This window comes from Bradyrhizobium sp. 2TAF36 (genome assembly GCF_052114925.1).
GTDB lineage: Bacteria > Pseudomonadota > Alphaproteobacteria > Rhizobiales > Xanthobacteraceae > Bradyrhizobium > Bradyrhizobium barranii.
Map to the genome: position 1 here is coordinate 107,485 of NZ_JBFRFR010000006.1, position 26,847 is coordinate 134,331.

Annotated in this window: 26 protein-coding genes and 5 pseudogenes; 14 read left to right on the top strand and 17 right to left on the bottom strand. The window is 60.3% G+C overall.

Going from position 1 to position 26,847, the window contains the following annotated elements; all coding sequences use genetic code 11:
• Positions 1 to 4 precede the first annotated feature (4 nt).
• Positions 5 to 445: a hypothetical protein gene (locus AB4Z51_RS04800; RefSeq protein ID WP_135215664.1), complete on the top strand. Its 441-nt coding sequence runs from the start codon at positions 5 to 7 to the stop codon at positions 443 to 445.
• On the top strand, positions 442 to 1,317 hold the full coding sequence (locus AB4Z51_RS04805; protein WP_441497109.1) for a metallophosphoesterase: 876 nt from the start codon (positions 442 to 444) through the stop codon (positions 1,315 to 1,317). Before AB4Z51_RS04800 ends, AB4Z51_RS04805 begins: the two co-directional genes overlap by 4 nt.
• A 206-nt stretch (positions 1,318 to 1,523) precedes the next feature.
• On the opposite strand, the gene AB4Z51_RS04810 is transcribed toward AB4Z51_RS04805, so the two are convergent.
• Both AB4Z51_RS04810 and AB4Z51_RS04815 read right to left on the bottom strand, forming a co-directional pair.
• Positions 1,524 to 1,757 carry a hypothetical protein gene (locus tag AB4Z51_RS04810; RefSeq protein WP_441497110.1) on the bottom strand — a complete coding sequence of 78 codons (234 nt, stop codon included), beginning with the start codon at positions 1,755 to 1,757 and terminating at the stop codon, positions 1,524 to 1,526.
• A gap of 501 nt (positions 1,758 to 2,258) precedes the next feature.
• The gene (locus AB4Z51_RS04815) at positions 2,259 to 2,756 is read right to left on the bottom strand and encodes a hypothetical protein (RefSeq protein WP_441497111.1); all 498 of its coding nucleotides are present in this window, start codon (positions 2,754 to 2,756) and stop codon (positions 2,259 to 2,261) included.
• Here AB4Z51_RS04815 and AB4Z51_RS04820 point away from each other — a divergent pair.
• The 5 genes and pseudogenes from AB4Z51_RS04820 to AB4Z51_RS04840 all read left to right on the top strand — a co-directional run bounded on the left by AB4Z51_RS04820 (position 2,755) and on the right by AB4Z51_RS04840 (position 6,374).
• Positions 2,755 to 3,738, top strand: coding sequence for an AAA family ATPase (locus AB4Z51_RS04820; protein ID WP_167768169.1), 984 nt, complete (start codon positions 2,755 to 2,757; stop codon positions 3,736 to 3,738). The two genes, AB4Z51_RS04815 and AB4Z51_RS04820, sit on opposite strands and share 2 nt — an antisense overlap.
• Positions 3,739 to 4,642: 904 nt before the next feature.
• Positions 4,643 to 4,863: pseudogene (locus tag AB4Z51_RS04825) on the top strand (hypothetical protein).
• Between the two features lie 45 nt (positions 4,864 to 4,908).
• Positions 4,909 to 5,304 (top strand): hypothetical protein, encoded by a 396-nt coding sequence (locus AB4Z51_RS04830; protein ID WP_167768170.1) that lies wholly within the window; start codon positions 4,909 to 4,911, stop codon positions 5,302 to 5,304.
• A gap of 306 nt (positions 5,305 to 5,610) precedes the next feature.
• Positions 5,611 to 5,862: a hypothetical protein gene (locus AB4Z51_RS04835; protein ID WP_167768171.1), complete on the top strand. Its 252-nt coding sequence runs from the start codon at positions 5,611 to 5,613 to the stop codon at positions 5,860 to 5,862.
• 107 nt (positions 5,863 to 5,969) lie between these two features.
• Positions 5,970 to 6,374: a hypothetical protein gene (locus AB4Z51_RS04840; RefSeq protein ID WP_135215669.1), complete on the top strand. Its 405-nt coding sequence runs from the start codon at positions 5,970 to 5,972 to the stop codon at positions 6,372 to 6,374.
• Positions 6,375 to 6,750: 376 nt separating this feature from the next.
• On the opposite strand, the gene AB4Z51_RS04845 is transcribed toward AB4Z51_RS04840, so the two are convergent.
• Both AB4Z51_RS04845 and AB4Z51_RS04850 read right to left on the bottom strand, forming a co-directional pair.
• The gene (locus AB4Z51_RS04845; protein WP_135215670.1) at positions 6,751 to 6,948 is read right to left on the bottom strand and encodes a hypothetical protein; all 198 of its coding nucleotides are present in this window, start codon (positions 6,946 to 6,948) and stop codon (positions 6,751 to 6,753) included.
• An 830-nt stretch (positions 6,949 to 7,778) separates the two neighbouring features.
• Positions 7,779 to 7,934, bottom strand: coding sequence for a hypothetical protein (locus AB4Z51_RS04850; RefSeq protein ID WP_167768172.1), 156 nt, complete (start codon positions 7,932 to 7,934; stop codon positions 7,779 to 7,781).
• A 920-nt stretch (positions 7,935 to 8,854) separates the two neighbouring features.
• Here AB4Z51_RS04850 and AB4Z51_RS04855 point away from each other — a divergent pair.
• On the top strand, positions 8,855 to 9,103 hold the full coding sequence (locus AB4Z51_RS04855; RefSeq protein ID WP_135215672.1) for a PilZ domain-containing protein: 249 nt from the start codon (positions 8,855 to 8,857) through the stop codon (positions 9,101 to 9,103).
• Between the two features lie 834 nt (positions 9,104 to 9,937).
• Here the strand turns inward: AB4Z51_RS04855 and AB4Z51_RS04860 are convergent.
• A pseudogene (locus tag AB4Z51_RS04860) lies at positions 9,938 to 10,246 on the bottom strand (ABC transporter substrate-binding protein); the annotation flags it as partial.
• A gap of 174 nt (positions 10,247 to 10,420) precedes the next feature.
• Here AB4Z51_RS04860 and AB4Z51_RS04865 point away from each other — a divergent pair.
• A complete protein-coding gene (locus tag AB4Z51_RS04865) occupies positions 10,421 to 10,882 on the top strand; it encodes a LysR substrate-binding domain-containing protein (RefSeq protein ID WP_441497117.1) in 462 nt (153 codons plus the stop codon).
• A 3-nt stretch (positions 10,883 to 10,885) separates the two neighbouring features.
• On the opposite strand, the gene AB4Z51_RS04870 is transcribed toward AB4Z51_RS04865, so the two are convergent.
• The 7 genes from AB4Z51_RS04870 to AB4Z51_RS04900 form a co-directional block, all read right to left on the bottom strand.
• Entirely contained in the window at positions 10,886 to 12,616 is a 1,731-nt protein-coding gene (locus AB4Z51_RS04870; RefSeq protein ID WP_441497112.1) for an FAD-binding protein, read from the bottom strand.
• Between the two features lie 9 nt (positions 12,617 to 12,625).
• Positions 12,626 to 13,444, bottom strand: a complete 819-nt coding sequence (locus AB4Z51_RS04875) for a sugar phosphate isomerase/epimerase family protein (RefSeq protein ID WP_135217134.1) — start codon at positions 13,442 to 13,444, stop codon at positions 12,626 to 12,628.
• The gene (locus AB4Z51_RS04880; RefSeq protein WP_071917613.1) at positions 13,444 to 14,100 is read right to left on the bottom strand and encodes a hypothetical protein; all 657 of its coding nucleotides are present in this window, start codon (positions 14,098 to 14,100) and stop codon (positions 13,444 to 13,446) included. The genes AB4Z51_RS04875 and AB4Z51_RS04880 overlap by 1 nt, the downstream gene beginning before the upstream one ends.
• Positions 14,101 to 14,113: 13 nt before the next feature.
• Complete coding sequence (locus AB4Z51_RS04885; RefSeq protein ID WP_071915795.1) at positions 14,114 to 14,608, bottom strand: type II 3-dehydroquinate dehydratase; 495 nt, start codon at positions 14,606 to 14,608, stop codon at positions 14,114 to 14,116.
• Between the two features lie 30 nt (positions 14,609 to 14,638).
• The gene (locus AB4Z51_RS04890) at positions 14,639 to 15,919 is read right to left on the bottom strand and encodes a TRAP transporter large permease (protein WP_071915796.1); all 1,281 of its coding nucleotides are present in this window, start codon (positions 15,917 to 15,919) and stop codon (positions 14,639 to 14,641) included.
• Between the two features lie 22 nt (positions 15,920 to 15,941).
• The gene (locus tag AB4Z51_RS04895) at positions 15,942 to 16,451 is read right to left on the bottom strand and encodes a TRAP transporter small permease (protein WP_071915797.1); all 510 of its coding nucleotides are present in this window, start codon (positions 16,449 to 16,451) and stop codon (positions 15,942 to 15,944) included.
• 75 nt (positions 16,452 to 16,526) lie between these two features.
• A complete protein-coding gene (locus tag AB4Z51_RS04900; protein WP_135217136.1) occupies positions 16,527 to 17,546 on the bottom strand; it encodes a TRAP transporter substrate-binding protein in 1,020 nt (339 codons plus the stop codon).
• Positions 17,547 to 17,773: 227 nt separating this feature from the next.
• On the opposite strand from AB4Z51_RS04900, the gene AB4Z51_RS04905 reads away from it, so the two are divergent.
• Genes AB4Z51_RS04905 through AB4Z51_RS04920 form a run of 4 tightly spaced genes read left to right on the top strand, consistent with a single transcriptional unit; the run spans position 17,774 to position 20,524 of the window.
• Entirely contained in the window at positions 17,774 to 18,433 is a 660-nt protein-coding gene (locus AB4Z51_RS04905; protein ID WP_135217137.1) for a GntR family transcriptional regulator, read from the top strand.
• 50 nt (positions 18,434 to 18,483) lie between these two features.
• The gene (locus AB4Z51_RS04910; RefSeq protein WP_441497113.1) at positions 18,484 to 19,104 is read left to right on the top strand and encodes an aminopeptidase P family N-terminal domain-containing protein; all 621 of its coding nucleotides are present in this window, start codon (positions 18,484 to 18,486) and stop codon (positions 19,102 to 19,104) included.
• Positions 19,089 to 19,652 carry a M24 family metallopeptidase gene (locus tag AB4Z51_RS04915; protein ID WP_441497114.1) on the top strand — a complete coding sequence of 188 codons (564 nt, stop codon included), beginning with the start codon at positions 19,089 to 19,091 and terminating at the stop codon, positions 19,650 to 19,652. Before AB4Z51_RS04910 ends, AB4Z51_RS04915 begins: the two co-directional genes overlap by 16 nt.
• The gene (locus AB4Z51_RS04920; RefSeq protein ID WP_135217139.1) at positions 19,649 to 20,524 is read left to right on the top strand and encodes an SMP-30/gluconolactonase/LRE family protein; all 876 of its coding nucleotides are present in this window, start codon (positions 19,649 to 19,651) and stop codon (positions 20,522 to 20,524) included. The genes AB4Z51_RS04915 and AB4Z51_RS04920 overlap by 4 nt, the downstream gene beginning before the upstream one ends.
• Before the next feature lie 12 nt (positions 20,525 to 20,536).
• Here AB4Z51_RS04920 and AB4Z51_RS04925 read toward each other — a convergent pair whose 3' ends face one another.
• Positions 20,537 to 20,665 (bottom strand): hypothetical protein, encoded by a 129-nt coding sequence (locus tag AB4Z51_RS04925; protein ID WP_441497115.1) that lies wholly within the window; start codon positions 20,663 to 20,665, stop codon positions 20,537 to 20,539.
• 1,175 nt (positions 20,666 to 21,840) lie between these two features.
• On the opposite strand from AB4Z51_RS04925, the gene AB4Z51_RS04930 reads away from it, so the two are divergent.
• Complete coding sequence (locus AB4Z51_RS04930) at positions 21,841 to 22,314, top strand: hypothetical protein (protein ID WP_135217068.1); 474 nt, start codon at positions 21,841 to 21,843, stop codon at positions 22,312 to 22,314.
• Between the two features lie 333 nt (positions 22,315 to 22,647).
• Here the strand turns inward: AB4Z51_RS04930 and AB4Z51_RS04935 are convergent.
• The 4 genes and pseudogenes from AB4Z51_RS04935 to AB4Z51_RS04950 form a co-directional block, all read right to left on the bottom strand.
• Positions 22,648 to 23,496 (bottom strand): annotated as a pseudogene (locus AB4Z51_RS04935) (winged helix-turn-helix domain-containing protein); the annotation flags it as partial.
• 580 nt (positions 23,497 to 24,076) lie between these two features.
• Complete coding sequence (locus AB4Z51_RS04940; protein WP_135217069.1) at positions 24,077 to 24,412, bottom strand: hypothetical protein; 336 nt, start codon at positions 24,410 to 24,412, stop codon at positions 24,077 to 24,079.
• A gap of 30 nt (positions 24,413 to 24,442) precedes the next feature.
• Positions 24,443 to 24,578, bottom strand: a pseudogene (locus tag AB4Z51_RS04945) (RlpA-like double-psi beta-barrel domain-containing protein); the annotation flags it as partial.
• A gap of 1,468 nt (positions 24,579 to 26,046) precedes the next feature.
• Positions 26,047 to 26,262, bottom strand: a pseudogene (locus AB4Z51_RS04950) (divalent metal cation transporter); the annotation flags it as partial.
• Positions 26,263 to 26,847: the final 585 nt, after the last annotated feature.

Consider the following 26,847-nt stretch of genomic DNA (forward strand, 5'->3'; position numbering starts at 1 on the left):
CCAAGTGCCAGCGAGCAAGGGCAGCATCGCACTTTGCGAACGCCAAGTCTCGCTCGAGCTGCCGGTGGCTTGCGCGAGTCCTGCGAATGCGGTCGGCGATGAGCCGACGAACCGCATTGGTTCGCGCAATCATGATGGCGCGGTTGATCGAGCCACTCGTTGCCGCGAATACCGCCGCGGCGCCAACCATCGCAGAAGCCGCCGTAACGCCAACGTAGGCATTGATATCGGTCTCATATCTGCTCATTCCAGCTACTTTCTTTTTGGGGTTACATTAATATCTTTTCTGGTGTACAATTTAGATATTAACAGATGCTTAATTGCCGCTTCGGGGCGTCACAGAGGACTCAAAATGACCGAAACTGACAGTTCCGCGAGTGAGCGCACTGATCGCTTCGTTCGCCCGAAGCGCGATCAGATGATTGCTGCGGAGGCGATCTCGTGAAGATCCGCGTCCTCTCCGACACGCACATCGACGACGAATTCAACCGCTGGGATGATGTCCCGCAAGCTGATTGCGACGTCACAGTGATGATTGGCGACRTGAATAATCCAATGACGGGCGGGCTCGAGTGGGTAGCGGAGAAGTTCGCTGGCGCTCCGATCCTGTACGTCCCGGGCAACCATTGCTTCTACCGCGGTCCGACTGGCAGCGGTGAAGAGAACACATTCTACGAAGATCAGATGACGCGAGGCCGTAAGATGGCCGAGAACCTCGGCATTACGATGCTTCAGAACGATACGGTTGTGATCGACGACACGCGCTTCATCGGAGCGACCATGTGGACGGATTTTTCGGTGCTGCCAGTCGGCTGGTCACCGCGCGATGCCATGAGCCAGTCACAGAAAGGCTGGACCGACCAAGGCCGGTACTGGGAACGTGACTATCACAATGACTACAGAGAGATCCGCTTTGGAGGCTCCGGTTCGAAGAATCGCTTCACGCCCTCACAGTCTCTGGCGCTTCACCGGGAGAGCCGCGCATATTTCGAGCGTGTGCTGGCAACGCCGTTCGACGGCGAGACGGTCGCGGTGACGCACATGGCCCCTTCGCGCCAGAGCCTCCCGCCTGGAAGCCATTCCCACGATTGGCTTTATGCATCGTCGCTGGAGCATCTGATGATGGGCGAAGATGCTCCGGCCCTCTGGTTGCATGGTCACATTCACCAGAACCGCGACTACACGATCGGTATCACGCGGGTCATCGCGAACCCGCGCGGATATGCGCTTGGTCCCAACAAGCGCGAAAATCCGGATTTTGATCCCACGCTGGTGATCGAACTCGAGCCGCGACCGGCAGCGACATACAGAGCGTAGGCACAGAACATTAGACGTCAAACGCCGGCAGCCAAATCGACAGCCGCTCCTCTTGAGCGGATGTCCGGGCCCTTACGGCCGCATTCGTGTGACCGGCAATCGTAAGTATCGAGAGCCGATCACACAGTCACGTCACATTACGATCACAAGTCACACGTCGCCTTTGGGCTCCAGCATAGCTTAGGCGATCTGAGCGACCGCAGTAGCTAATGCGCGGCGGTCGCAGTGCCCTCCTTGCTGAGCTGCTTGCGAAGCCGACGCAGCACAATCATGATGTCCTCGCCGCTGTAGCCGTCGCCGATGAGCGACGACATCATTACAAAGATCATGTTCTGAACCTCTCGTGCAGGGATGACACCGGGCTCGAACTGCATCACGAACGCATTGAGCAGGGCCGCCGCAATGGCCGTCTCGGGGGACTTCTCAGGATCATTCTTCATTTACTAATCCCGTTCTGTGTAAGAGGACGTAAGCATTAGTCTCATCGTGGTTTTTCACATCCCTATCGTCCCACCTGCCCCTGCAAGCCACAAATAGGGAAATCGCAGAAATAACTCCGCACCATCTCTGATCGACGATCACCCCGCCTTGGCGCTGGAAAGTTTGCTTGTCAGTGAGGGCCGCACCGCTGCCCGCATCGTCCACAGCAACTTCGAAGAGCCCGAGATCAATATGCTCGACTGACGCCAGAGCGACCTCTTCTCTTGCCGCAGTCAACCTCAGCAGGCCATTTTTGACGACTGCTAAGTGGTTCAATTATTTGGGCGATTACCGATCGCAATGTGTTCTACCGGTGTTCTACCGTTGTCCTACATTGCGCTCCCGACAGTCTCAAACGGCAGTAAGTCAGCGCTTACTGCCGTTCTGTTACGGGCTCCCAAATCGTGTGATCAGCACCCCGCTCCCTCTTAGGCCGCTGCAAAGCGGCGAGAACCATCATCTTACTTTCGTTTGGTCCGCTTGGCTGCTGAGTTGTCCGTAGATTTCGGGCCGACGTCCTCCGCCRGTGCTTTATCCTGCATCGCCTTGTGCTCCGCTTCTTTTCGTGAAGCRATCGCGAGCGGTAGACCACTGACCGGATGAATCAAGTTTTTCCGCATGTATTTGTGGGCGCCCCATGCTTCGCCGGAGAGCCACCGGCCGATATTGTCGAGCTGCGCTCCCTCGATCTGGTTCGCATGGTCGATTAGCACCCGCTCAATCAGCTGCGACCGGGTCAATCCGTATTCGCGGGCTCGCTGGTCGTAAACCTCAATCAAATCAGGATGAACACGCTGCGCCAGGCGGTCAGATCGGACGTCACCCTCGCTCGCAAGGGGGCGACCGACCTTGGCGCGGGGAGCGTATTTAACGTCGCTTGTTCGTACTCGCACTCGCTTAACCATGCCCGCCTCCAGACCATTGACCCGTCCGGTAATTTCTGGTGTACATTTTTGCATGCCGAACACCAGAAAGACCTCTGATTTACTGCACGCGTTGCAGGAAGACCGTGCGGAATGTGCTCCAATTGAGGAGTCGGAAGATTCGATCCCGCTGTCAATAGTTGACGTCGGTCCCCCGCCCCCAAGCTTCGTGGTCTATCCCGCTAGGACGGCAACCAAGCTCACCGGCTCGCTGCGTATCGAATACAGGGCGCTCGTCGGCGCCAAGTTGCCGCTCAAGGTTACCAAGGACCTCGCCGCCGTGCGAGCGGCCCTGTTATCCGAATTCCCGCATGCCGCCAGCGCTGTCGAACTCGTCCTGCGCGACCTTCGCGAGGGCGAACCGGTTCGTATCCGCCCCGTCCTACTCGTTGGACCGCCTGGTAGCGGAAAGTCTCGCCTGGCTCGGCGCCTGTTCGAACTGCTCGCAATCAGCGTCTATCGCTATGATGGCTCCGGCGCCACCGATGGTCAGTTCGCGGGTTCGCCAAAAGCATGGTCGAACAGCATACCAAGCGCACCGATGCGTGCTGTGTCGGCCTGCTTGACCGCGAACCCTGCTGTAGTGATCGAGGAGATCGAAAAGGCCGGCTCCTCTCCACACATGAGCCGACTTTGGGATGCGGTTCTGGTGTTCCTGGATCGCGAAACCGCCGCCCGTCACCGCGACGTCGGTCTCGATGCTCCCGTGGATCTGAGCTGGATCTCCTACACCGCCACAGCGAACAGCGTCGATAACTTGCCAGCGCCGCTCAAAGACCGCTTCCGTATCGTACGCGTACCAGAGGCGACACTGGCACATCTACCAGCGCTTGCGTCAAACGTCGCACGCGAACTGGCGTGTGAGAGCGGTGAAGCAGGCTTCGTAGCAGGGTTTGCACCGGACGAACTAGCAGCGATGGGGGGAGCGTGGCAGCGCCAGCGCTTCTCAATCCGCGCACTGCAAAAGATCGTCGTCGCCACTATCGAGACCCGTGAAGTCACAGCAACAAGGCACTAACGTCTCAAATGCCTTACGACCGGATCAAATTACGTATGGATGGCTGCTTTGTATCAAATCGCATACGAGGAGATCGGGCATCTCCCATTTTTTCGCGGAGACACTGCAGCTCAGTTCCGTGCAGGATTTTCGCCGGGGCCGCGTTACTTAAACAATATGAATGCCGAGTTTCCGTGAGTATCACTCACTTCGAGTTCAGTATCGACCGAACTCGCCGACCTCTTGCCGTTTTTCAGAACGCAGCGTCCTCAGATTCGTAGTCTGGTCAGAATCGTTGAAATTGCTAGGGTTTGTTACCGTAACGCGAAGCTCAATCCCTCAAAACCGCGCAATTTCAGCCTTATCGCTTGGGCGATGTTACCGGGCATCAATCGGCGCTGATTGTCAGGTGCCGGAGAGGGAAGGATTCCCGCCATTTCTTTTTTAAAATCAAAGATTTGCCCGAAGAGCCCCCTCACCCCCGAGCGCCATAGCGGTGACAATCGCGCACCGTGCTAGTGCAACCATCGTAGTGGCTTTCTTGTGTGAGTCTTTCCATACACGCACTGGCCGCTCGTTCCATTTCCTGACGGTTGGTACGCGACGTCTTGAAACACGATCGAGATCAAGGCCTAGCGCCTTGGCGCGGGTCGCGTCGCGCTGGATCGTCCGCTCGGGCTTGCCCGTCTTGGCGGCAGTGTCGGCTGAAGGACGCAGCCGCCAAGTCGGCGGATGCGTCGCCCCGCCTCTCGTCCTATTGGCCGCGCGGGCGCCGATGGCCTTCGCTGGACCATGCACCGCTTCATAAGCCGCCTTCCGCTTCGCGATCAGCTTCGTGCGCTGCGCCGGCGTCCGGAATTTAGGAACGTAACTCGGTCCGAAAGCTTCTTGCTCGTCAGGGGCTACGAACTGCGGAGTTCATTCTATGGCTGCCCAGATCGTAATGGACCACACAGGCGACCGCAGGCACTTTTTTGAGCAAGACGACCCTAAGGGGCTCGCCGAGGCTGAACGCCGGTTCAAAAATTGACCGACCAGGGATTTACCGCCGCCACTCGGACGGCGGCCGGCGATCTCAAGATTGCAGGGAAGTTTGATCCGACTGCCGATGAGACGCTGTTCTACCCCCGCCTGGTCGGCGGTTAGACTGTTCGCGGCACGGCAAAATGTTTTTGTTCAGACGAAGAGGCGTTGATAGTACGCGGTTGCGTTCTGCGTTCGCTCTATTTGATCTTCATTGAGCAAAATGGCCCGGAAGCCCGTGCGCGGCGTCTTCTGCGGGATTGGTTATCTCCCGAGCAGCGCGCGCAATTCGATGCCAAGAACTATTGCGAAGTCACAGGTTCTCACACCGGCAAACGATATCGAGTTCATTATGGTACCGTGAGCAATGTTGTAGAGGTCGACGCATCTGGGCAGCCCGCGACCGGCTGGTGCTTCGTTCCCGAACGTGCTCTGGCGGCCGGCGATGTGATGCTCACCCAGAAGATCGCGCTGGAAACCGACGAAGCCGCAGTGCTCACGCTTGCCCACAGGTGTTCTCCGAGACAGCCGTCTCTGCCCCGAGTAGTGCGGCGTGCTTACTAGGCCGCTCATGGGCGGGCCGCCGCTTGTGGCGACGGCCCCTCGCCGTGAAGGCCTCGATACGCGAAACGAGAACGGCTTCGCGACTGCATCCAGCATCGGCGCAGCGTCGGCGAGTGCAAGGGCCTATGCGTTATATAACTTGGGCTTTACGGATCGGCCCCGCGAGACGGTTGCTTCAACGCTTCGCAGCGTCCGAGTGAATTCAGACCGCAGATGTTGCACGTGCGCTGCATCTTTTGGCTCTGAGAGAAAAGCAGTTTTAACAAGGAAACGGTTCAAGATCGCAGTGACCGGGAGATTGTCGGAATGCTGCGAGCGCAAAGCCGTGATCTGTCGTCGCATCTCAATGAGGTCAAGCGGATCATCGTCCGGTTCATTCGTCACAACGAAGCTCGCGCTATCGACGGCAAAACGAAGTCGCCGCGCCGAGTATCTTGGCGCGACCACCTCGCCATGGTGAACCCGGACGGGGCAATGTCCGGTGCGCAAAGCTACCCCTCCGGTGCGTCGCCGCAATCAAAGCTTCAAATTAAGCTTGATATCCCCGCTGGAAGTTAATTCGGGAACTGAGAGGCCGCACCAAAAGGTCGGGCCGGTGAGTGCTCAAGAAGGAACGTCTAGGCCTGCGTCGGAATTCCTGACTGAACAACAGCTGCTAAACTTCGATGCGCTGCTATCTCTCCACGCTCGACGACTGCGGTAGCACACTGAACGCGCAAGAGATCGACTGCAATAGCGCCGAAGAGGCTCTACAGCTGGGCTCTGCCGCGGTGGCGAACGACCCTGTCGAGGTTTGGTGTGGTCCACGCCGTCTCGCCCGCTTTGAGCCGGAGCGGAGGCAGGAGCGGCCGCTTTCGCGCCTGCGCGAGCGTTTGATCGTCGCCGAACGCCGACTTCGCGAGGGCGAACAACACATCAGTCAGCAAGAGAAGGTCATCGCCAAGCTCAAGCGCGAGGGACGTGATCTCGCTCTCGCGCTTTCCGTCCTAGACACCCTGATCGAGACCCAGAAGGCTTATTTACAGGAGCGGGATTTAATCGTCGCCGAAGTGGCGAAACGATCTGGATAGAGAGGGCCGCGCAGTCGCAGCTCGCGATGGACGGCGTCAAATGCTTCGGGTTCTTGACCGTTACGAGTTCCGTTTACGACCCGCGAGGTAGCGCCGATCGCTATCCTCTTGGAGACGGCGCCCATCGAGGCTGTGCCGCAGGCGACGACGGCGTGCCGTCATACCGTTCAGGATTGCCGATGTCGAACGCGCCCAGGTCCCCAACTGACTGCTCATACTCCGTTTGCGTGATCAAAGTAAACGTCGCGTCCGGATACCGTGCCCACACATTGAGGTTCGTCAGGCGTGACGGTGAGATATCCGAAGAAACACTTGTATCGACCCGGCACCGTCACCCGGCCGATTTTGTCCCAATTGATCTTGTTTTCGCGCATCGCTAGCTCCACTCGTTCTCAGGCAGCGAACCGGGCGGAAGTTTAAGCTCTTCTAGGCCGGCTTCGATCAACGCCAGCTCTTCTTGGATCGCTTTGACCGTGTTTTGTGGGTTGATGCCAGACACGGCTTGCAGCTGAGCGAGCAACTTTCGGCGATGCGCCAGCAAATCCGTCAGGGCACGTTCATCTTGCGCCCTCACGTGGCCAGATCAGTTGCATAGCAGTCGACACGTCCGTCGTTCCCCGATGTGCGACATGGCAATTATCGTGGCTGGCTCAATTCGGCCAAGCCTAGTTCAGTTATGCGGTATTCGACGCCATCTTTGTTGAGCGCCGCTCGATCCATCCATTTCGCAGAAGGGTAAGGGTCGTTCTGCGGGTGTCGGGGCAGCTTCGTGCAGGCGATCCAATCGCATCCCGCAGAAGATTGAGAAATTGGCGGTGATACTGGTTGAAGATCACTGGCTTTTCCTGACGGCGGAGGTCTTGCAAAATTGTCTCAAGCGAGCGGTCTGTTTCCATGATCGCGATAGGTTTGCATCGCTCTATTGACGATCTGTTACGCGGTTGGGAAAGTCGGCAATCTTTTAAATGGCTCAAAAGTCAATCTTCGAGCATAGATGTAGAGAACGCATCGGCGGCTTGGTTAGTTCCGGCTCTTAGGCGAAGCTACGCTCGTCTGGCAGCGTGGATGACGCGCGGTAATCGCGCGCCTGAGCCCAGTCGCTTGCCGGTCCCGTCGCGCTTAGAGCGGCCAGCTCGCTTTCCCGACCCACCGCGGCCGCCAGCGCCGCCGCGCATTTAGGTGTTGCGGCCATCGCAAATCACGAACGATCGCACATCGACGCGTCCGTGGTCGCCTGAGCAAGAGGCGGAATTCCTCTCGCTCTTTGGCGTAGGTTTCACTGCTGAGGATCCTGTAATAATCGAAACATGCGCGCGAATGCCCGCGTCATCTAAGCCCTTGCTTGGGTATGTCCGAGGCCTTCAATGAAGAGGCCCCGGGGCTATGCCCGGGGCCTTGTGAAGTTTAGCGATTGCCCTGCTGTCCGCCTTGCCCAGGCTTCTGTTCGCCGGGGTGCTGTGTCTGCTGGCCCGGTTTTTGGTTGGGGTTCTGGCCCTGCTGGCCACCCTTATCGCCTTGCTGGTTCTGCTGGCCGCCTTGGTTCTGATTGTTCTGGTTCATGCGAMGCCTCCTTTGGCCGCGTCATCATTGACGGGCTGCAATTCAATCGCAGGAGAGCGGGCAACGTTCCTATAGGTTCGCAGCAATCGCCGATGCGACGCGCGCGCTGTGTGCACTTTTGTGCTCGCGAAAGGGGTAGCGCAATCGCTGCTCAACGGCTCTTCCTTCAGTCACCAGCTAGCTCTTAACCTTCAGAGAGCTTTGATGTTGAGCTTTGCATCGCAAGCGGCAAGCTGGTGTGCTTCTTCTTTCGAGGAAATCAATCGATGGGCGAACTCAGCTCCCGGGTGCGGCGAGCATGGACGTCGTGTTAGAACAAGTGTGCGTCGAGCTCCCGAACGGCGGCGATCACGAGAGCCGGAAGTACATCGCGGAGCAACTGATCCAAGCGGCCGAAGAAGGGCATTGCACATTAGGCGAACTTACGACAGTCGCCCGGCGCGCTTTGCTTCACCTCAACAACCACCCGAAGTGCGCCTAGAGCGTCGCCGGGCTGACCGCTGGTGGGCGCCCCCAACGCAAGGCCGCACGTGTGCTCCGTGGCCGGCCGTGCCCGCACTTTGCAATGGCACGATTGATAAGCAGCGTGAAACATGAAGGCCTCCGAGGCTATCCCAGCGGCTCTATGGCCCGCACGACGCCGTTAAGTTCGTGAGCGGGTAACCTAATGTCAACCGTTATGGCTATACGATTTGCCCTCGCGGATCGGTGACGACTACCGCGGTACGCATGGGCAATCGGAAACCCGTCAGCCCCACGCGGCTGGCGGGTTTTTCGTTGGGCACACCGCGAAGTCTTGCTGCTCGGCGCAGTGATAGTCTGCATCTCCACTGACGCTAAGCCGAAGGTCAAGAAGGCGTCGGCGTCCCAAGGCAAGAACGGGTGGGCCGTCTAGGAAGGACTAAATCCAGAAGGAAACAGTGCAGGAACGTCGCAGACAACAGCGCATCGAAACAAACGAAGTCGCCTACATCTTCGGCGACGGATCGAGCATCTGTTGCCGCGTCGTCGACCTCACCGACCACGGAGCAGCAATCGAGCTGCCCTTATCAGCGGGGCATAATATGAGAGACCGTTTCAAGCTCATGATTGCGAAGGATCGTGTTGAAAGAAATTGCCGTATAATCTGGCGTTCAGGCAGTCGTATCGGTGTTGAGTTTACGAATTGACGTGGAGGCGATTGCAGAACGCTAGCCGCCGTTTAAACGCTCGATCAATCGTTGCGAGAAGATGTTTAGGTCGGGCACGCTTGTGATCGTGGTGCTGCTGGTCATCTGGCAAATTCTCGCGCCACTTTGAAAGGCCGCCGGCGTGCACCGCCGGGCCTCGTATTCACCGTCTCAGACGGCAAGCCGAACTTGCGATCCTGCGGCTACGGCTTCCACGCGGCGCCGCGAATTTTGGACAGATAGCTCGGCTCGTTTCACCCGGTCGCGCAATCTTTCCACTTGGCTATGTTGCCGCCTCAGACTGGCTATGTCCCTCTTGAGAATTCCGAGGAGCGTGTCGGCTAGTTTCGTGATTCAGTGCTGCTGTTGCGAACTCATTTGCCCCTCCTCTGCAAAGGTTAAATGAACGCTGAGGATGATAATCCTAGACCTAGGTCTAGGCAGTCACCGGAAAGGTTCAATCGGGCCGAGATGGCGCGGGCCTGCGTGCAGTGTCAGGGTTTCACGAGTTCAGGGCCYGCAGCCTGGCCTTTGGTCCTAGACGCCTGACGATCTCGCGCCGCGGTCAGTTCTTTCTGGAGCTTCAATTGCTGGTCGGCCGTCATGGCAGGCCCCCGCCTCGGCGGCACGTCTTCTACGGCCGGATAGCTGCCACTCGCTTTCGGGCGCGCCGGTGCCTCAGCCCGCGCGTCCATCGGTGAAGAGCCAGCAGTTGAAGTTGCGCACCCGCAAAGCGAGAGGCTGGACAACAACAGCGTTGCTGCAGCTAACGCTGCGATTTTTCTGTCCTTCGACATTACGCTCAACAAGCACTTAATCCTTCCCTTAAAAGTTAACCAGCCGGCCGTCCTCGCGGATTCGGCCGTTTTTCGTCATGAAATCGTTCACTGGCATATCGCGCATCCTGGCGGCGACGGTCGGACCATCCAGCGTGCCTGCCGCCTTGACCGCTTTGAGGTAGTGCATCACCGCGCCATATGTGCCGGCGTGGATCATGGTCGGGACCTTCTGGGTCTGCGCGATGAAGCGCTTCGACCACGCCCGCGTGTCCTCGTTCTGGTCCCAATAGAACGCCGAGCTCAGCATCAAGCCCTGGGCGCTCTGGAGCCCGAGACTGTGAATGTCGGCAATGAAGACGAGCAGTCACCGCTCCTGAAGATACTCAGGCTTGAGGCGCCGGCGATCGACCTGATCAAGCCGGTGACACGGATCGACCTCGCCGAGCAGATCGACCTTGGTCGCATCGACGTTGCGATCGGCGTCTTCTCGGATCCGCCGAGCCGCTTCCGGACCTCGCTGTTGTTCGAATATGACGACGTGCTGATCGTKGGCGGAAAGCGCAAGCTCGCCGGATCGACAACGCGGCCCTGGCGCGCATGCCGCTGGTCGTTGTCTCCTTTCGGCGGCGAGCAGGAGGGCGCCATCGGAGGCTTCATCTCCGAGCGCGGTCTCGCCAGGCGGTCGGAAATGTATGACCGCGCGGCCCTCGAACGGGCATTGTCCGAAAGCGACCGGCCGCCGCGCATAGCTGTTTCGCTGCCGCATTTCCTGGCCCTGCCCGCCCTGCTCGCGGACTCCGAACTCGCGGCGATCGTTCCGCGTCCATTGGCACGCGCCTTCGAACGCGCGCACGCGGTCACGATATACGAACTGCCCTATGCCACAACCCCGGTCGAGGTGCGGCTATTGTGGCACGAACGCATCGAGGGCGAGCCGGCGCACGACTGGCTTCACGATGTCCTCCGGCGCGCGACCGAGGAGCTCAGGCGGGGGCGGTAGCATCTAGCGCGGCGCCAGATCGAGAAGCCCGCGTAGCTTTCCCGCTGCGTCCATCGCGGCGCACCAGCCGAAGACAATGGCCGGGCCGATCATGGTGCCCGGCCCCGGATATGTGCCGCGGAAGATCGAGGATGAATCGGTCCCGACGGCGTAGAGACCGAATAGAACCGTGCCGTCGCGAGACAATACGCGTGCGCAGGAATCCGTGCGTAGACCGGCGCTGCTGGCGAGGTCCGAGGGCCATACGGCGACGGCATAATACGGTCCTGGGCCGATCCGGCGCAGACAAGGGTTCGGCTTGCTCCGGGCGTCGCCATTGAACCGGTTCAATTCGCTTGAACCGCGCCCGAAATCTTCGTCGACCCCGCTCTCGGCATACCGATTGTATCGTTCGACCGTTTCAGCAAGCTGATCTGGATCGATAGGGATTTTCTGTGCCAGCTCTGCGATCGTTTCGGCTTCGATCAAATAATTGGTTTGCAAGAACTCGGTCAGGTCTTTGGTCCCGGGATGAACCAGTCCGATGCCAAAATCCTTGATGAAGGCCCTGTCGCAGATCAGGAAAGCCGGCGTGGCTGACGAGGCAGATGCGTTCGAACGCAGCATCGCGGCGACGAAGTCGTGATAGGAGTCCGCTTCGTTCACGAAGCGTCGGCCGGATTTGTTGACGGCGAGCAGGCCCGGCTTGGCGCGATCGAGCATGATGTGCGGGAAGACCGAGACGTGGCCGTCGGCTTGCGCCATCACCGAGCTCGGCATCCACAGGGCCGGGCTCTCGAGGTCACGCTCGATGATGGCGTTGACACGCTCGGCGGCTTGGATTCCGTCACCTGTGTTGGATGAGGGCGCGAGCGAAAAGCGGCGCGCAGCATCTGGAAACAGCCGCTCGCGAAGCTCGCGGCTCCAGCCGATGCCGCCAGTTGCCAGCACCACGCCCTTGCGGGCGCGTATGGCGACCTCTCCGGTCGGAGACGTGAGGACCGCACCGACGATGTCGTCGCCCTCGCAAATGATCTCGCGAAGCGCCGTCTCACATCGCAGCTCGACGCCGGCGCGGCGGATGCTGTCGAGCAGTCGTGCGACCAGCGCATTGCCCATGATCAGGCGCGTTCCTCGCTTGTGGCGCAGCCGATCCAGCGCATGCCGGGCGAGAAGGCCGACGGCGTGTCGAAAGTTGGTCCAGTTGCGGAAGGGCGCCAGCAGCGCCGGAATGTCCGCCTTCCCGACCATCATGCCGCCGAGGACCATGAATTCGCGACGTGGCGGCCTGACTCGCACGAAATCGTCGCCGAGCTCGCGGCCGTCGAACGGCACGGCTCCGAGCGCGCGACCGCCGATCGCAGCGCCACGAAGCTGCTTGTAATCGGGATGGACCGGCGGTGCCGCGAACTTCACGCTCGTCTTCTGCTCGAGATAATCGAGAACGATCGGGCCGGCCTTCAGGAACATATCCACGCGCTGGTCGGTCGCGTGCTCGCCGAGCATCGCGGCGAGATAGGTCCGCGCGGCCTCGACCGTATCAGGCGTTCCAGCGCGCCGCCCTTGCCGGTTGCCCGGGATCCAGACGGTGCCGGCGGAGGTTGCGGTCGTGCCGCCCACCATGTCCGACTTCTCGCTGAGGATAACGCCGAGCCCTTCGAGGGCGCCGACCAGCGCCGCCGTCATGCCCCCCGCACCTGCGCCAATGACCAGCAGGTCGGTCTCGATGTCCCAGACGCGATCGGCTTGCGGCATCCCACCCTCTTACGAAGCGGCGCGCGCCCTCTCGACCACGGCCCTGCCCGCCGCGAGCGCCCGGCGTGCCCGTGTTACGGCATCGACGGTCTTCGCCAGCTGAACGGTCGGGACCTCGATGCTGATGGTTAGGCTGTCGGGCATGGCTTGTGTCAGTCCGACGAGATCGATGCCGCCCTCGCCTGGAAACATCCGTTCCTCGCGTGCGGCATGAATGAGCTGCTCGGTCGTCGCCGGGCGTTCGGCCGGACCGTCGCAGAGTTGCCAGTAGTGAAGCTGCTTCGCCGGGATAGCCTTGATATCCGCAAGCGCGCTTTGCGATCGATCGAAATGCAGCGCATCGACCAGAACGCCGGCCGCGGGGTGATCGATATCGGCGACGATCCGCATCGCGGTCTTCAGGTCCGGAACGCTGGTCCAGGGCATGAATTCGAGATCGGATGTCAGGCCGTGCTGTGCAGCCGCTTCGCAAAACTGCCGGTAGCGGTCCGAGAACCGTGCCAGGTCCGGATCGTAGGCCGCAACGAGAATATGTTTGGCGCCGAGGCGCGCGCCCGCCTCGAAGAAGGGCGTGAAGGACGCGACGTCCGTCGCCGGCCTGAACGCGACGACTTCGAGATCGGCGACGGTCACGCCCGTCGACTGCAACCGCTGCAGCGTCTCTCGCATCTGCGGCGCATCGTCCATCAGGCGATAGGCAATTCCGCCTTGCGTCGCGGGCAGCAATCTGAGCCCGACTTTCTCGTAGCCGCAGCGGGCCGCCAGCTCGATCATCTCGGGCGGCGCGAGATCGAGCACGGTCAGGGCAGCGAGCGAGAAGACGGCCATCAGCCGAAGTCCGCGATGCGGGCGTCGAGCGCGAACATGCCTTGGTAGACTTCCGGCTCGCTCGCCCGGCCCAGGATGTCGGGCGCAATCGCGCGCGCCTGCTGCAAGGCGGCCTGCAACGCGGCGACGTCGAGCGCCTCGATCAGCAATAGGCCTGCGAAAAAGCCCTCGTCCTTTCGCATGCCCTTTTCGGCAGTCGGCACCGATGTGCGCGCCTCGTCGGTCGCGCCGATCTGAATGGCGGCAATTCCGTCGCATGCAACGAGCGCCTCAGCCAGTTTTCGGGCGTCCGCGGGCAAAGCCTCGATCCGCAGCGCCATGATCGTGGCGCCCTCGCCTCGCCCCGCGCGCGCGACCATGATGCCCCCGCCCCGCATGAAATTGCCGAGCTTTGGCATGATGCGCTGCGACCAGGGCGTCGGCGCGTTGAGGCGCGCGAGGTACGCTTCGCCGTCGAGCACCTCGGGCGCATCGAGCTCGTACAGGATGAAGAAGCGGTTGATGTCGTCCCTTGCCGCGCGGAAGACGCGCACCCCGCGGAAGCCCTTGGTCGTCACGCGCTCGGTGGTGTGCTCGCGCGTCAGCCAGTGCCGGTAATCGGTCAGGTCGTGCGCCTCGACGTCGCTCCAGATGGCGAGAAATCCTGCACCGCGCATGTTGCTCTCCTCCTTACGCCGTGGCAGCGGCGGCAAGCCCGTGCAAGGCCTGCGGAATGGTTTCAGGCAATTGTCCAAGCCGTTGAACGGCTGCCAGGATCGCGGCGAGATAGCCGTACGGACCCAAGCCGCAAATAACCGACGTGCAGGCACTCGACGTGATCGAGTGGCGGTGAAGCTCGTCCCGGGCATGGATGTTCGAGATATGCACCTCGATCTTGATACCCTCGAAGATCTTCAGTGCGTCGATCAGCGCGATCGAGGTGAAGGAATAGGCCGCCGGATTCATGATGATCGCATCCGCCTTGCCATGGGCGGACTGGATCAGATTGACGAGCTCACCCTCCATATTGGTCTGGTGGAATGAGATCGATACGCCGAGCTGGTCGGCCAGGGCCTGGCAGCTGACCTCGATCTGCTTCAGCGTCGTCCGGCCGTAGATGTGCGGCTCCCGGATGCCGAGAAAGTTCAGATTGGGTCCATTGAGGATCATGATCTTAGCGGCCATTGTTCGCCTCTCCTTTGTCGACATATGTGACTAGCCGCCGAACCATTTCGCCGGAATCGTCACCAGTCCCGGGAATAGCACCATCGCGAACAGGACGATCAGTTGCGCGATCATGAACGGCCAGACGCCCTTGATGATATCCTCCATGCTGATCCTCGAGACGCCGCAGACGACGTTGAGCACGATGCCGACCGGTGGCGTGATCAGGCCGATGGCGTTGTTGATGATGAAGAGGACGCCGAAATAGACGGGGTCGATGCCCGCCGCCTTGATAATCGGCATCAGGATCGGCGTGAGAATGAGGATCGTCGGCGTCATGTCGAGCGCCGTCCCCACGATGACCACCACGACCATGATCGCGAGCATCAACAGCGTGTTGTTGCCCATGAAGGGCTTCAGCAGGGTCACGACCTGTGCGGATATCTCGGACACGGTGATGAGCCAGGACGATACCAGCGCCGCGGCGACAAGGAACATCACGATGCTCGTCGTCACGGCAGAGGAGACGAAGATGGCGTAGAGCTGCGACAGTTTCAGTTCACGGTAGATGCAGGTCGCGACGAACAGGGAGTAGACGGCGACCACCACCGCGGCTTCCGTCGGCGTGAAGATGCCGAAACGCAGGCCGACCACGATGATGACCGGCAGCATCAGCGCCCAGAAACCATCGACGACGGCCTTGATGATCTCAGCCCCCGAGGCTCGCGGCGGCGGCGTCAGGTTCTCTTTCCGCACCACCCACGCCCACGCCATGCAAAGCCCAGCGCCGAGCAGCAGCCCGGGCACGATGCCGGCCAGAAACAGTTTCGAGATCGAAACGCCCGCGGCGACGCCGAAGATGACGAAGCCGATGCTGGGCGGGATGACGGGGGCAATGATTCCCCCCGCCGCCACGAGACCCGCCGCATAGGACTTCTTGTGCCCTGCCGCAACCATCATCGGCACCAGCAGAGCCGCGAGCGCAGCCGCATCGGCCGCGGCCGAACCCGAGAGCGAGGCCAGGATGCAGGACGCGAGGATCGTGACGTAGCCAAGCCCCCCGCGGAAATGCCCTACGGCAACGAGCGCGACATTGACGATACGCTTGGCCAGGCCGCCCTTGTTCATGATCTCACCCGCGAGCATGAAGAAGGGAATGGCCATCAGCGGAAAGCTGTCCGCGCCGTTGATGACATTCTGCGCCACGATCTGGGCGTCGAACATGTCGATCGTGCTCATCAGGGCGACGCCGCAGACGATCAGCGCAAAGGCGATCGGCATGCCGAGCGCCATGGCGCCGAGCAGCGATAAGGTAAAGACGGCGATCGTCATAGCGTGATCCCGATGGTCAGCATCAGTGCTCTTCCGATTCCTTGACTGCCACCATATCGGCCTCGCTGGCCTGTCCCGTGAGCACGCGGACGAGGTCGTAGAGAAGGATGACTGCGGCCGATACGCCGAAGATCACGCCGACCGCGTAGAAGATGGCCATCGAAAGGCCGGTCGCCGGCGCGCGATCGTCGATGTTGATGATGGTCTGGCGCCAGCTGCCCGAGAGCAGCAGCCAATCGGCAAACAGCATCAGGCAATAGTTGATGATGAAGCAGATGCGTTTTCCGTAAGCCGGCAGCATGCGGACCAGGCTGTCGACGCCGAGATGCGCGTGCTCGCGCAGCGCGACGATGGCGCCGAGGAAGGTCAGCCAGACCAGCAGCCAGCGCGACAGCTCCTCCGAAATCGTGATGCCGGAGTTGAAGCCGTAACGCAGGACGACGTTGCCGAACACCAGCACCACCATCACTGCAAGACACGCGGCAATGACGGCTTTCAGGAACGTGCAGTAGAGGTCAAGAGCTCGCGCCATGCGTGACGTCCGGGCAAATGAGGGGTGTGAGCCGGCCAATGGCCGGCCCCGCCGCCTGCGTGATGGAGACGTCGGCTACTTCACGTCCTTGCGGATGCGCTCGACCTCGTCGTTGAAGAGCTTCACCGTCTCGGACCGAAGATTGGCCGAGATCTTGTCCACGACCGGCTGCACTGTCTTACGCATGCGATCGGTCTCTTCAGGTGCGATCGCATTGTACTGCATGCCCTTGGCCTGCAATTCCGCCAGCGCCTTTTCGGTCTGAAGGCGCGTCTGCTCCTTCTGGTAGTCGCGGCTCTCTGCATAAGCCTCGCGCATCAGGCGCTGCTCGGTCGGCGACAGCTTGTCCCAGAACACCTTGCTCACCAGAATGATGTTCAGGGTGAAGGTGTGGTTGGTCGCGGAGACGAATTTCTGCACTTCGTAGAATTTGTTCGAGAGAATGACCGTGTAGGGATTCTCCTGGCCGTCGACGGTGCGGGTCTCGAGCGCTGAATACAGCTCGCCGAAGGCCATCGGGACCGGATTGGCCTTAAAGGCGCTGAAACTTTCGAGATAGACCGGGTTCGGAATCACGCGAAGCTTGAGCCCGCTGAAGTCCTCGACCTTCGTGATCGGGCGGGTGCTGTTGGTGACATTGCGGAAACCCAGGCCCCAATAGCCGAGACCGATCAGCCCCTTCGAGGGCAGCGTGTCAATCATCGCGTTGCCGAATTTCCCGGTCGCGAGCGCGTCGGCCTGCTCGGTCGTGTTGAAGAGGAACGGGAAGTCGACGAGGCCGAATTCCGGAATGACGGTTGCGAGCGAGGTGGTCGAGGCCGACAGCATCTCCTGCGTGCCGCCGCGCAGTGCCGATTGCTGCTGCAACTCATTGCCGAGCTGGGAGGCTGCGAACTCTCGCACCTTCATCTTGCCCCCGCTCTTCGCCAGCAGGATCTCGGCAAACTTCTGCACGCCAAAGCTGACAGGGTGATCGGTGTTGTTGAGGTGGCCCCACCTGATCGTCCGCTCCTGGATGTCGTCAGCGGCGGATGCGCCGACCGTCAGCGCCACGCAGATCGCCGTCGCAGACAGCGCCCGTATCAACAAGCTCATCGTTTCCTCCCTGTTCGCCGGGGCACGAACGGCGGCTTAAGGCCTTGTTTTCCGTACCCTCAGTTTATTTACACATCATACATATATTTCCATGTCAAACGACAAAATCAATTTCATATGAGATTTCAGTAGACGTCATGTGTCGTCGGTCTGCTATATTGCTGGCAACATTGATGGTTCGGCCGCCGCACGGCGGGCCGGCAATCCGGACAGCGGGACTAGAGCGCATGACGACACTCGAGGAACGGCCAATGTCGGCAGGCGACAGCGGCTATCAGCGCATTCGCTCGGACATCATTTTCGGCGTGCTCACGCCTGCCGGGCGTCTCAAGCTCGATGCCATGAAGGAAGATTACGGCGTCAGCATCTCGACGCTGCGCGAGATCCTCAATCGCCTCACGTCCGAGGGTTTTGTGGTCGCCGAAGGCCAGCGCGGCTTCGAGGTGGCGCCGATCTCGATCCAGAACCTGCGCGAGCTCGCCGAGCTGCGCATCCTGCTGGAGCATCACGCGATGGCCGAGTCATTCCGGGCCGGCGACGTCGAGTGGGAGGGCCGCGTCGTGTCCGCGCATCACAAGCTGGCGGCGACCGAACGCACCGTCCTCAAGGAAGGCGACGATCCCGAGCTGCGCAAGCGCTACGACGGCGAATTCCACCAGGCGCTGATCTCGAGCTGCGGGTCGCGCGAGTTGATGCATACCCATGCGATCGTGTTCGACAAATACTTCCGCTATGCGCTGCGCTACCGCGGCACGGAGACGATCAACCAGCACAAGGCCTTGCTGGAAGCCGCTCTGAAGCGTGACATCAAGAGCGCCAGGGCCGTCCTCAGCGACCACATCAATGGCTGCGTCGCGCATGCGCTGTCCTCCTGGAAGGACAGCTGACCGCCTTCGCCCGCCCAAGAGATCAAGTCGTCAGCGAAGAAGAACGATCAATGAGTTCGAAAATTCCGTTCTCCACGGCAAGGCTCGACGGCCTGCTCGACGATTTCKGCATCGACGTGCTGATCGTCACCGCGAAGCACAACATTCAGTACCTGCTCGGCGGTTACTATCACTTCCAGTTCGATTACATGGAAGCGATCGGCATCAGCCGCTATCTGCCCATCTTCGTCTATTTGAAGGGCGCCCCGGAGAAGTGCGCCTATGTTGCCAACCGGAACGAGCGGGACAGCGTCGAGAACAGGACCGGCGCCGGATACTGGATGCCGCCGGCCGTATTCGGATCGTCGACCTCGGTCGAGGCGATGGCGCTCGCGCTCAGGCATGTGAAGGCGGTCGCGACGCCGGCGCTGCGTGTCGGCGTCGAGATGTCGTTCCTGCCCGTCGATGCCGCCGATGTGCTGCGTCGGGATCTCCCCGATTGCCAGCTCGTCGAGGCGATGCGCCCGCTCGAGAAACTGCGGTCGATCAAGACCGCCGAGCTGGAGATCCTGCGCGAAGCGTCCGAGCGCGTGGTCGCCTCCATGATGGATGCGGTGAACCACGCCCGGCCCGGACACAGCAAGCGCGAGATCATCGGGCATTTGCGGCAGGCCGATTGTCCCGCGACATGATCTTCGAATACGCCCTGGTGACGATGGGAACGAGCCTCAACCGGGCGCCGTCCGAGCAACGTCTCGAGCGCGGCGATATCGTGTCACTGGATTCGGGCGGGAATTACAAAGGCTATATCGGCGATCTCTGCCGGATGGCCATGCATGGGGCGCCGGACGGCGAGCTCGTCGATCTGCTCGGCGAAATCGACCTGATCCAGCAGGCGGCCCGCGCTCCGATCCGCGCCGGTCTCATCGGCGCCGATATCTACGCTGCAGCGAACGAAGCGCTTGCGCGGTCTCCTCACGGCAAGCACATGCACTTCGTCGCCCATGGCATGGGCATCGTCAGCCACGAAGCGCCGCGCCTGACGGCGAGCGGACCCATTCCCTACCCCGCCGACGACGCCAATGCGCCGCTTGAGGCCGGCGTGGTCATCTCGATTGAAACCACGCTGCCTCACAAGCGACGGGGTTTTATCAAGCTCGAGGATACCATCGCCGTCACCGCCGATGGTTATCAGGCCTTTGGCGATAGCGCGCGCGGCTGGAACCGGATTCCGGAATGACTGCGAAAACGATTCCCGCGCACAGGGTCGAGACCGCGGTCGCCAGCGCGGACATTCTTGGCGAAACGCCGCTGTGGTGCGACCGGTCCCGCAAGCTGTGGTGGATCGACATCGACGGCCGGCTTCATCAATCCTTCGATCCCGCGACGGGCGCCCATTACAAAGCCTCCTATGATTGCCAATTCCTCGGCAGCCAGGCCCTGACGTCAGACGGTTCGCATCTGCTCGCGCAGGACTTGACCCTCCACCATCGCCAGACCGTCGTCGAGGTCGAACGCGGCCTGGACAACCGCCTCAACGACGGCCGCGTGGACGCGCGCGGCCGCCTGTGGATCGGCACTATGGACAATCAATTGCACCGGCCGAACGGCTCGCTGTACCGCGTCACCGGAGACGGTCAGGTGACGCGCCTGTTCGACGACGTCATCGTGTCCAATGGGATCGCGTTCTCGCCCGACAATCGGACGTTCTATTTCACGGACACGCGGCGTTACTGCACCTGGGCGTTCGACTTCGATCTCGACGACGGCCTGATCAGCAACAGGCGCCTATTTGCGGATTACAGCGCCTCCGGAGAAAGACCTGACGGCGCGTGCGTTGACGTCGATGGCGGGCTGTGGACGGCGTTCTTCTCGGGCGGTCGGGTGGTGCGTTATCGGCCTGACGGGACGATCGACACGGTCATTCCCCTGCCTGTCACCAATCCGACCTGTCTTTGCTTCGGAGGAAGCGATCTCAAAACGCTGTATGTGACGACGGCCAGAAAATTCCTGGATCGGCAGCAGCTTGACGTCGAGCCGCAGGCCGGCCATCTCCTGGCCATTGACGGCGTCGCGCAGGGGCTGCCGGAACACCGTTTCCGGATCGGTTAGTTCCGAGGGATCCTACCGCGCGAGCAGCAGCTCCAACTGGCCCCGCGCCTTCTTCACGGCCGCCGCGAACCAGCTTTGACCTGGCGCCTCCTTGGCAAAGGATTTTGTGTAGGCGTCCATGGCCCGGTCTTCCTTGGCCATGGAATCCTCCGGTGTCTTCCTCGCCATCATTTGCTTCCAGACTTTTTCGCAGGCCGGAATCTCGGCCGTCTTCCGAAGAGCCCTCTCACCCCCGAGCGCCATAGTTCTAGTCAAAGAAGCACGATCAGATGTCTTACCCAGAAGCGTGCGTGGTCGAAAGCGTAACATTACTTTGGGTCTTCGAATGAGGGCCGGCCAATCTTTGCCGTCAGCTCGGCTAACCGCCTGCCCATAAGGCAGCACAAACGAACTGTTGGGCGCAGTCGTGCCGGTGAACGGCAGAAGGCCACCGACCGGAATGCTGTATGGATTGCCGAAGAAGCCTGAAGGTAGAAAGCTGCGTCGACAAGGTGCCCGCAACCAGTTCGGTGCTAGGTGCCGAGCGCAGCGGCTTGGCCCCCAGGCCGTCAACATTGAGCGTGGTAAACGTTGGCTGGCCGCCCAGTCGATCGCTTTTGATAGGTTCGCTGGGGCACGAAACTGCACCAACTGCTCGAAGTTCACGGGATCGTCCATCTCTCGTCCTCATGCAATCTGCATGCGGTTGTAAGTACGAGAGTAGGAAGCGATCCGTCATGTTAAGGCTGCGGAGGTTGCGCGTTAGCCGGACGCGGCGGATTTTGATGGCCGCCGGCGGGACACGGGTGCAAAGGAGCCAGAGCTCAAGGCCCAGCGTCCCGGAGGGGCGAGTGGGTAGGGAGCTAAAGTTGCCTCTCACCTCGGCCGGGCAGCAGAGGCAAACCCAATTCGCGAGCTCGTCGCCTAACGGATGCGATGTGACGTCCAATCTCTCGCGCCATCGCTGGCACTCTTTCCTTACGTTGCGCGAGTTCGATCAGCAGCTTGGTCTCTTCTTCGGTCCATTTGCGGGGTTTTGCGGGCTCCATTGCTGTTCTTGCTCCACGAATCGAAACCGGCATCAGTCTGTGACTGCGATTCTGGCCCGATGAAGGCGATCACGTTCGCCGTCGTCGGGCCTGCACCTTGGTACAATGATGGTCTCCGGCCAGTCGCCCTGTGGCTCACYGGGCATATTCGACGTCGCGCGTCAGGAACATCTAGGCCGGCGGTTAACCCTGTTGGCAAACACCCCGTACGTGGTACGTGAGCCGCCGCCATGTTGCCTCATGGTTCGATGAATTTTCACCGGCACTATTTTAAGGTGGAGAAGCATCATGCTGAGAATGGTGTTGTTGGGTCTCCTCATCCTATTGGGTGTTGGATTTCTGGTGTCGATGGAACTCAGAAATCCGGCGCGAAGTACAGTAGCGGTCGTCCAGCCCCTTGCCGAAACGACCGTAGGCATTTCCGATTCACATGGTGCGTTGGCGAAAGCTGATCGACTAGAAATTGCCGCTGCGAGCAGCGAAACTCCAGCGCAGCCTTCTCTAGTCGAGGARCGCATTTCTCCATCGGAAGGCATGGGTATCGATTCTTCGGACCACCCCAAGGTGATCGACCACCATCGTCACCATCCCAAATCAAAGAAGGTTGCCGCTGCCCTTCCTAAGTCGAAGTCAAAGGAAACCGAAATCAAGCGAACTACCATTTCCGGGCGTTCAAAGGTTGCCGGCGACACCGAGCCCTGTCGGCTAAGCGCGTTCGGTGGTTTGCGTAAGGCTTTGAACTCAATCGACTGCGAGATCTGAATAGGAAGCTGGACGATGCGCCCTTGAAGCCCTCAGCTGCACACGGTCCGACCAACGGACCAGCAAAGGCCGCCGACAGAGCCAGCACCCGGCCATTGCCCTTGGCGTAGCGCGCCACTGCTTGCCGACCGAAACGAAGAATAGTTAGCTTAACGTTGGCAATACCGTCTTTAACGGCAGCCTTCTCGCTGCGGCCTCCACCAATAGGTCAATCGCGTCGGTTCGCCTCTCAGTCGTTGGCTTCCCGTCTGTCCCCGGCTCCGGACATGCCGTGCACTGTGCCAACTGACGCTATGTGCCAGCAGCMTTCGCGGGCCGGCCAGCAAACTGATAAAACCTGGCCAAACCGCGTAAATAGATGGCATAGGCGTCGAGACTCTCGGTCGGCTTGCGCTTGGCACGCTCGATCTCGGCTTTCTCCAGCGCTGGCGCGATCGCCCCGACAACGCTCTCGGTCACCTGGTCCTGCAGATCGAAGACGTCGCCGAGACCACCATCAAACCGGTCCGGCTATAGATGTGCGCCGGTGGCGGTATCGACGAGCTGTCCCGTGATGCGTACTCGGTTTGCTGCTTTGCGAACGCTGCCTTCCAACACGTAACGCACCCCTAGCTTTCGCCCGATCTGCTTCACGTCAACGGCGCGCCCCTTGTAGGTGAAGCTCGAATTGCGGGCGATGACGAACAGCGCCTTGAACCGGGATAGCGCCGTGATGATGTCATCTACCATTCCGTCCGCGAAATACTCCTGTTCGGGATCACCCGACAGGTTGTGGAATGGCAACACCGCGATCGAAGGCTTATCGGGCAGCGCGAGGGCGTGTTTCGACGGGTCTACGGCGTTATCGGCGACTACCGCGCCTGCGGCTCCCTGCGCTTCCCGCACTGGTCCGACGAAACGGAAGCCCTTGCGCGGGAGGGTTTTGATGAGGCGTTGTTCCTCACCGGAATCGCCGAGCGCACTGCGGGCGGCATTCAGGCGCGTTGTCAGCGCCGCATCGGACACGATACGGCCGTTCCAAATGGCATTGATGAGGTCGTCTTTACTGACGACGCGCTCCCTGTTGCGGATCAGGTAGTCGAGCAGGTCGAATACCTGTGGCGCGACGGAGACGACGTCCGCCCCGCGATGCAGCTCGCGCCGGTCAGTGTCGATTGCGTACTCCTCGAAGAGATAGCGCAAGCTGCCAATCCCTCAGGCGGCCTCCGATCGTCGGGGCCTCTAGCACCGCTTGGAACGCAAAGAATAAGCCGCCGGTAAAGAAATTGTAAGCCGAATGTCAAGCGCGCTCGCTCATGCCTTGGCACCCTCGTCCGGGTAAAAACAACACCCAGGAGATTCCGCCATGAGCACGACCTATGGTGCAACAGGGTTGGGACAGTCGGCCGTATCGACCCGGCGCGTCTCCAGTTTTTTCATGACATATTGAGGCGCGTTTCAAGGCGCGCATCGAGTGGGAAGCTCGAGCGCAGTGGAAGAAGAAGCCGTTGGAGGGCGCTGTGGATAAAGGCCACTCAGTGGGCGGCCTCATGAGAACGCCTCTATTTCGGTGTCCCGGTCTGGCTACCCGAACCGGTGGTCTGCTCCCTTCCCGGTTGGCCGGGAGAATGCGCTCGGCCACGTAACCGGACGCTCCGGAGTTGCGGGTCTTGATCCCTTTGTCCGCATCCCGCTGCATCTGCTCGTTGGGCTCGCCAGCCTTGAGCCCTCCCCTCCTTGGTTTGCACACTGGGCGCGATGTTTTGCTACCGTCGCCCCGGTTCTAGACAGGAAGCCGCAACGTGGTTTCCACACTTGATAGCGTACCGGTTGGYGTAGCTATTGCCATGTCTACGATCGTCAACGAACCCGGCTGATTGTCATACAGGTACTTGAGATGCCAAACCGGCCCGACGTCCGGCGAGATAGCAAAGTCGTTCAACGCGTTTGTGATGTTGCGAACGGCATCGCGTCGTGCGATCGGTGCCGAGAACATCGCGTCTATCAGCGCTGCCAAGGTCATCCCCTCCACCAGCATAGCCCGTGCAGCTTCGTCACCGTGAACCAGCCGTAGGGCTGTCACGATGACGGCAATAGCCTCGGGGTTCTTGAGAGGCACGGCAAATTCGCTTCGGCGCCCGTTGCGTGTTTACAACACCTCGGCACGAACTTGAGCCACGCCACGATCCGTAATCCCTAAGCTGTGCGCGGCGGCCAAGGATAAGTCTAGAACGCGGCCCCGGACCCATGGCCCCGCGGTCATTGACGGTGACAATGACGCTTCGGTTCTGCGATTGCGCAATCGCGATCATTCTACAAAGAAGTCGCATGATTGGCCTCATGCACAAATGAAACTAGTGGACAATGCAAACTCATCGGCCCGTGTTCCTGCATACGCATTTCGTGCAGAACAAAGGTGAACGCATACCGGTGGTTCGGATGCGAGGTGCCGGAGATGTTCGGGCGCAGCGCAGCAAGCAGTTATCTCGCTGCAGCGCATCACACGAGCATAGGGGCTTCGATTTTACGAAATTGAGGACTCTAACCGAACCATAGGAAAACTCACATATTCCCAAAATCGGGATTCTTCAGCGCCCGCAAGAATCATGAGCATTGGGTTCGCTACCGGCTGGGGACGAGTGGTTGAATACATCAAAAGCGGGACGGATTTTAACAACGCTCGCCTCGGCAAAGCGTCGAGCGCAGAAGGGGTCTCCAGCCCACCGCCTTCTGCGCAGACGCCGAGCCGGCAGTGGATTAATCGTGCACCGCCGCGAAATCCGGTCCAAATGTTTGACGACGCACTCCGCGGACCGAACTCTCGTGCCCATTGGCGCCTCGTCAACACAGTCACCACCAAAAGCGAACGGGCCCGACTTCTTTCGCAGGGACGGTTTACACTGAACGGCGCCAGGCATTTGGAGGATGGGCGAGCTAGCAATGAAAGTTGCATGCCCTTCCGGCGGTCGTGTCGAGCTGTCGGTCGTTGTTTGTCTCGTTTTCGTCGAGATTGAAGAGGCAGGCGTGCGACGCGAAGGCAGGGCATCGGGCGTTCCTGCAGAAGCGCGCCGGTGGCACTCGTCGATATCGGACTGCTGGACGTTTCCGGGTTGAGCTAATCCGCCGGATTAGGAAGGAAGCTCCCGCGGCCAAGGATGGTTCTGCTTAGCAGAGCGACCTTTTGTCATAGCGGGTCGTCAGCAGATTGGAGGATTTTCCGAATATGGAACTACCGAATTGCCCCGACGTTGGTGGACCGCACCAAACCCAATGGGACAGATGCACAATTTCGCCAACGCGTCGTTTTCGCCCGAAGTGATTGAGGCTATGACATCGGCCCTAAAGGCCGCTGTAGCAACGCTGCCGGAGCCTGTGCACTCCGGCCACGTCAATCTCATTGCGGAGTCAATTCTACGGACAGCAGGTACGGGGGAACGCAACCCGTCAACGTTGCAACGGATCGCCCTCATGGAGCTTCAGCTGCAGCGGCGGGATTGAGCAGGCCGTCGACCCAAGAAAACGAGACCGCCACCTGTGGAAGTGTAGGCCCGTCCCAAGCCCCGACCCGCTATTCATCGCTCGGCAGCCGGGTCGCTTGAATTACCAGGCAAACCCTTCACGTTCGCAAGGTGCTGTTCTTGTATGGCCCCTCCCGGGCGGAAGGACAGTCGCTATTGCGGGGTGCGCCGGCAGTTTCCGCTCCCGAACTGTCGGCACTCTCGGCGCAGTGGCCGCACCCTTACGCGAACCCGATTAGCTCCCTATCGAGCAAGCCATGCCAACAATACACAAAAACATGGTTGCGGTGGCGATCCAGCCTAGCCAGTAGACTGGCCCCCGGACCACAAGCTCGCCCATTACGGACTTACGGCGCACAAGCAGCATCATGACGGTCATGATCGGCGCGGCCAGCACACCGTTGATGACGGCGCTCCAATAGAGCGCCTTGATCGGGTCGAGCGCGGTGAAGTTGAGGGTAACGCCGGCGGCACAACTGACCCTTTGGGGATGTCACCCGGTAAGCATCTCAAGAATGCGACCGTTGTCGGATTGCGCTCAGTCATCAAATTCTGAGGCTCTTTAAATCACGTCAGCGGGGCCCGACAGACCTTCGCCGAAGTCGGCACGGGTTACTCGTAACGTCGCACAGCAGAATGTGCCTTGCCACAAACTGCTTTTCGTAACTCGACGGACTTATCTCAAATTGTGGGTCGATTGGCGCGCGTGTGCCGGAGAGCTACCGGCATCCCGCACATATTACCGCCGCCCAGGCGGCCATGGGGACACGCCGATGAAGCACACCGAAGAACGACCCTATGCAGACCTGGAGGCGGCCGCGCGCAACTGAAGCCGCGTGCGAGGCCCGATGCCTTCACGCGCGAAATAGTAGGGAGTGGATATTAAGCCGCCAAAAAACACCTAAGTGGTGTTGATTTCAGCGGTTAGCGTGAGGGTGAGCAAAGTCCGACCTTTATCGGGGGAAGGGCCGTCCGTGACCTTCAACTCCCATGGTATCCCCTTCCACATGTCGGTGGGATGCTCAGACGTCAGGAT